The sequence below is a fragment of the Psychrobacter sp. genome (assembly GCF_030457785.1).
GTDB lineage: Bacteria > Pseudomonadota > Gammaproteobacteria > Pseudomonadales > Moraxellaceae > Psychrobacter.
The window spans coordinates 1-5,395 of the sequence record NZ_JAKDUI010000186.1; the positions used below are offsets into that span (position 1 = coordinate 1).

4 protein-coding genes are annotated in these 5,395 nt (G+C 43.8%); 3 read left to right on the plus strand and 1 reads right to left on the minus strand.

All coding sequences use genetic code 11. The features are described 5' to 3' along the window. Positions 1 to 307: 307 nt before the first annotated feature. From pheS to L0J61_RS08910, 3 genes are all read left to right on the plus strand, one after another. Positions 308 to 1,363 carry a phenylalanine--tRNA ligase subunit alpha gene (pheS, locus tag L0J61_RS08900; protein ID WP_301466092.1) on the plus strand — a complete coding sequence of 352 codons (1,056 nt, stop codon included), beginning with the start codon at positions 308 to 310 and terminating at the stop codon, positions 1,361 to 1,363. A 96-nt stretch (positions 1,364 to 1,459) separates the two neighbouring features. After that, positions 1,460 to 3,865 carry a phenylalanine--tRNA ligase subunit beta gene (gene pheT / locus L0J61_RS08905; RefSeq protein ID WP_301466093.1) on the plus strand — a complete coding sequence of 802 codons (2,406 nt, stop codon included), beginning with the start codon at positions 1,460 to 1,462 and terminating at the stop codon, positions 3,863 to 3,865. Between the two features lie 224 nt (positions 3,866 to 4,089). Next, entirely contained in the window at positions 4,090 to 4,389 is a 300-nt protein-coding gene (locus L0J61_RS08910; protein WP_301466094.1) for an integration host factor subunit alpha, read from the plus strand. A gap of 271 nt (positions 4,390 to 4,660) precedes the next feature. On the opposite strand, the gene L0J61_RS08915 is transcribed toward L0J61_RS08910, so the two are convergent. Then, entirely contained in the window at positions 4,661 to 4,996 is a 336-nt protein-coding gene (locus L0J61_RS08915; RefSeq protein ID WP_301466095.1) for a hypothetical protein, read from the minus strand. Positions 4,997 to 5,395 lie beyond the last annotated feature (399 nt).

The following is a 5,395-nucleotide window of genomic DNA, read 5'->3' on the forward strand; positions in this document are numbered from 1 at the left end:
AGCTACCGCTAGTCGGTGGCTTTTTTTATATTGAATTATCTAACGATAACAAAGCACATTTCGTTGTCTAAATATTCAAGTCATTGATAAAACCAGCTCTAAACTCACCATTATCTTTCGTTTTTATTTAAAAGCTGTTATTTGAAAGCTAGTATTTAAAAGCTATTAAGTAAAAAGTAGTTTGGCGAAAAGTAGCTAGGTTAAAATAGTTATGAGTAGCTATAGAAAGTAACCACGTAAATGGTTTGCAATATTTGGTCAAACCCCTACAATTAATAGTCTGTTTTAATCAGGAACGATGCGTCTTATGACTACCCCTGCTGCCACCAACGATTTGTCGGCGCTACCGACCATGCCTTCTGAGCTCAGCGAGCTGAATGAATCCCAGTTGAATGACTTCGCCAGTGCTGCTGAAGCGTTGATCTTACAAATATCCGATGCACGTACGCTACAAGATCTGCGTGTACAGTTGACAGGTAAGAAGAGCCAACTGACAGGTTGGTCAAAGCAGATGGGCAAGCTAAGTGCCGATGATAAAAAAACCTATGGTGGCTGGCTGCATGGAGTGCGTAGCCGTATTCAACAGGCACTGACAGATATGCAGCAGCAGCTAGAGATAGCCGCACTGAATGCCAAGTTGGAAAGTGAACGCATTGATATCACTTTGCCTGCTCGTGGTGGTCAAAAAGGTCACCTACATCCCGTCACTATGATCACCCAGCGCATGCAGCAGTATTTTGTGCAAGCGGGCTTCAATGTCGCAACAGGACCTGAAGTCGAGAGCGATCACTATAATTTTGAAGCGTTAAACATCCCATCGCACCACCCAGCCCGCGCGATGCACGATACGTTTTATTTCGATGCTCACTATTTATTGCGTACGCATACTAGCCCAGTGCAAGTCCGTACCATGGAAAACAATGAACCACCGATTCGGATTATCTGTCCAGGCCGTGTTTATCGTAACGACTCAGATCAGACCCACTCGCCGATGTTTCATCAGTTAGAAGGGCTGATGGTGACCGAGTCGAGCACCTTTGCTGAGCTAAAAGGGTTGATCAGTGAGTTCTTAGAAGCCTTCTTTGCTAAAGAATTGACCGTTCGCTTCCGCCCGTCTTTTTTCCCGTTTACCGAGCCTTCTGCTGAGGTAGATATCCTAGACGATAATGGTAAATGGTTAGAGGTGATGGGCTGCGGTATGGTTCATCCACAAGTGCTGACAAACTGTGGTATTGATTCTGAGAAGTATACAGGCTTTGCTTTTGGCATGGGTATCGAGCGTTTTGCGATGCTCTATTACGGCATTGATGATCTGCGCTTGTTTTTCCAAAACGACGTGCGCTTCTTAAAGCAGTTTGGCTAGATTTGCTGTTGTTGATATGACAGGTTAATAGTCCTACCTTTATTCTAAAATCTTTATTCTAAAATCTTTATTATAAAATTCTGATCCGAGATATTTATGAAAATTAGCGAACAGTGGTTACGTCAATGGGTGAACCCTAACAATACCAGTGAGCAATTGGCTGAACAACTTACTATGGCCGGGCTAGAGATTGACGATCGCTTTGCAGTTGCTCGCGCTTTTAGTGGTGTGGTGGTAGGCGAAGTGATGAGTGTCGAGCAGCATCCTGATGCCGACAAGTTGCGAGTCACACAGGTAAATATTGGTGAGGCTGAACCGTTACAAATTGTTTGCGGTGCGCCCAATGTCACGGTAGGTATGAAAGTACCAGTGGCAACCATTGGTGCAGTATTACCGAGTGACGATAGCAAAGGCTTTAAAATTAAAAAGAGCAAACTGCGCGGCGTTGCTTCAAACGGCATGTTGTGCGGTGCTTCGGAAATTGATTTAGTCGATGATATCGATGGTCTGCTTGAGCTACCAGAAGATGCGCCAATTGGTACCGATATCCGTGAGTATCTTGGATTAGACAATCAGATTTTGGATATCTCTATCACGCCAAACCGTGGTGATTGTTTTAGTGTCCGTGGTGTTGCACGTGAGATGTCGGTTATCAATGATTTGCCGATGCAGCAGCCGGAGATAAATAGTGACATAGCGGTCACGGATAACAACGAAACGAATACGGTGACGGTGAGTGCAAGCGAGGCATGTCCACGCTATTTGTTACAGTCGATCAGTAACATAGATCGCAGTATCGAAACCCCCAAGTGGATGACAGATGCACTCGTTCAGTCAGGACTACGTTCACACAACTTTTTGGTTGATGTGACGAACTACGTGTTGATGGAACTTGGTCAACCTCTACATGCGTTTGATGCTGATACGATCAAAGGTGACATCGTGGTGCGCTTGGCTCAGCCCGAAGAAACATTGACTTTATTAAACGAGCAAACTGTCTCTCTAACTGGTGATGAGTTGGTTATTGCTGATGATGAAGGCGCGCTTGCCCTTGCGGGAATCATGGGTGGTCAGCGTAGTAGTGTGACTGACAGTACGACCAATATCGTGTTAGAGAGTGCCTTTTTTAGTCCGCTGGCAATAGCAGCGCGCGCACGCCGTTTTGGTTTGCATACCGATGCATCACAGCGTTTTGAACGTGGGGTGGATTTTGAGCTGCCACAGTTAGCACTGGCACGTGCTTGTGACTTGATTACTAGCATCACTGGTGGTCAGGCCGGACAGGTAGTGACGGTAGAAAGCCCTGAGCAGTTGCCAGTACGCGCTCCGATTACATTACCAATTGCTAAAGTTCGAGATGTGATTGGTATTGAGATTGAGACATCAGAGATGGTGCGCATCTTGACGCAATTAGGCTTTGAAGTAGAACAGCAAAGTGACGTACTCGTTTGTGTGCCACCGTCTTATCGATTTGATATGAGTATCAAAGAAGATTTAATCGAAGAAATTGCCCGTATTTATGGTTATGACAATATTCCAAGCGTCCTACCACATTTGCAGGTGAGCATGGATTATGATGACACGGCCGACTTGACACATGAGATGAAGCTGGCGTTGGTCGATAACGGTTATATGGAAGCGATTAGCTTTAGCTTTAGTGATGCGAAGCTTGAAACCTTGCTCGATGATGAAGCGTTGGGAGAAGTATTAGCACTGGCAAACCCTATTTCTAGCGATTTGGCCGTCATGCGTCGTACTTTGCTGTCTAGTTTGTTGCCTTGTGTACAATACAATCTGAATCGTCAGCAACCGCGGGTACGTTTCTTTGAAACAGGTCTTAGCTTCGTCGGTCAAAGTGTTAGTGACTTGGTACAAACGCCTAGTATGGCTTTTGTAGCAGTCGGTGATATTTGGGATGAACAGGCCTACGAAAATCGTGCATTGGACTTTTATGATCTGAAGCATGATATCGAACAGCTAATACCCGCCCAAATCGATCGCTCACGTATCCGTTATGAGCGTAGCGCTTTGAGATTTTTGCACCCTGGCCAAAGTGCCAAATTATATATTGATGATACTTACGTTGGTTGGTTGGGTCAGCTACATCCGAACACTGCCAAGCAGCTGGATTTGCCAAAAACATGGGTGGCGCAGTTGTCACTTGCTCCGCTAATCAGTCTGGCTCGTGAGCAACAAGCAATTACGACGCCTAGTAAGTTCCCGCAAGTACGTCGTGATATTGCCATCTTGGTAGACAGTGATATCAGCTTGCAGACTTTAGAATCGACGATACGATCGGCGGCAGGTGAGCTCTTGACAGATCTGAGATTATTTGACGTTTATCAAGGTGACAATGTACCAGCAGGGCAACGCTCGTTGGCTTTTGCACTGGTTTGGCAAGATGCTACGCAAACGTTATCTGATGAAGCGATAAAAACAGCCACTGATAAAGTGGTGCAAGCGTTAACGGAACAGCATTCAGTGCAGTTGCGCGATAGCTAACATTTAAACTCAAAAATACCATGCTCTGTAGCCTTTTTATACATTAGGCTATGGAGCATTGTCATTCATAACATGCAATAAAATGAGTTAAGTGGTTATTAATAAAGGAAATTATTTCAGTAGTTGTTAAAAAGACAGTAAAAAACCTTTATAATGACCGACATCCTTTTTCAAACCGCTGAACCAAGATATTCGACATCACGACATAGCATAGGAGTCGCACTGTGAGCACTTTGACTAAATCTGATATGATTGAGCACTTGATGAGTCATCTGAACCTAACCAGACAAGACAGTCGTTGTTTAGTAGAGCGCTTTTTTGATGAACTATCAGAGAGTTTGATCGATGGCAAAGAAATCAAGCTTTCGGGCTTTGGTAATTTTGAACTTAAAGATAAAAATAGCCGTCCGGGTCGTAATCCCAAGACTGGCGAACCAGTTGCCGTCTCTGCACGACGTGTGGTGACTTTCAAAACAGGGCAGAAGTTCCGTCAACAGGTTGATGAGCGATTGTTTGATGCTTAATGCAGATTTAGGCATTAGTTTTAGTCACAGCATTAATGACAATATTGATGACGGTATTTATGAGTATTAGTGGCTAAAGAATTTGTTTTGGGCATGGAAGTTACGTGCTTTGTGCAGAGGGCAAAAGCAATGCTGTAATGTTTGTTTGCGTTACAGCAATAGTTAGAGGATAGGTGTTAGCGTCCTATTGGTCACAATCAATAAATAGCAGACAGAAAAAAAGAGAGCATAGGCTCTCTTTTTTTTCAGTACTATTGTACGAACAATAAGATTACTGAGCTTCTTCTTCAACTACTACAACTTCGTCGTCAGCAGCTTCAACAGCTTCAGCTTCGCCGTCTACAGGAACTTCAGCTTCCACTTCTTCAGGAGCGAGCATCTCTTCAGCGTCAGCGATGTCAGCTTCAGCTTCGGCAACAGCGGCTTCAGTATCTTCAGCAACAACTTCGCCGTCTTCAACAGCTTCAGTCATTTCTGCTTCAGCGTCTTGCACTTCTTCTTGCGCGTCTTGTAAGTCGTCAGCAGCTTCTTCAGTGTTGCTGCTGCAAGCAGCTAGGCCCATAGAAGCAGTCATGATACCAGCTAAAGCAAGTAATTTAATGTTCATAGTTTTTTCTCCGGAAAATGAAATAAGCGATAACAGTAGCCGTAACCAATCGCTAAAAAGGGTGAATTCCGAATTTTTTCGGAGTTCAACTAGATTTAGTTACTACTACTCAGCTTCCACGCATTCTATAGGGTTTTAATTTGCAGGGGAAGTATTTGTACAATTGAGTAACAATAAAATTGCAAGTTTCACTCTACATTTCATACCTATTACATAATACAGAAGTATAAAGCGTAAGATTTTAGAGTCACAAACCCATAGCTGGTAAGCTCACGCTATTCTAAAGACTCATGCGGCCTTATATTGTTAGTTATGTGTTCATGTTGTGTATGACTTCCATTTGATATTAGGACTTACGCAAAACCAGAGATATATTGCCAACCTAAAGCATAGCGTAGT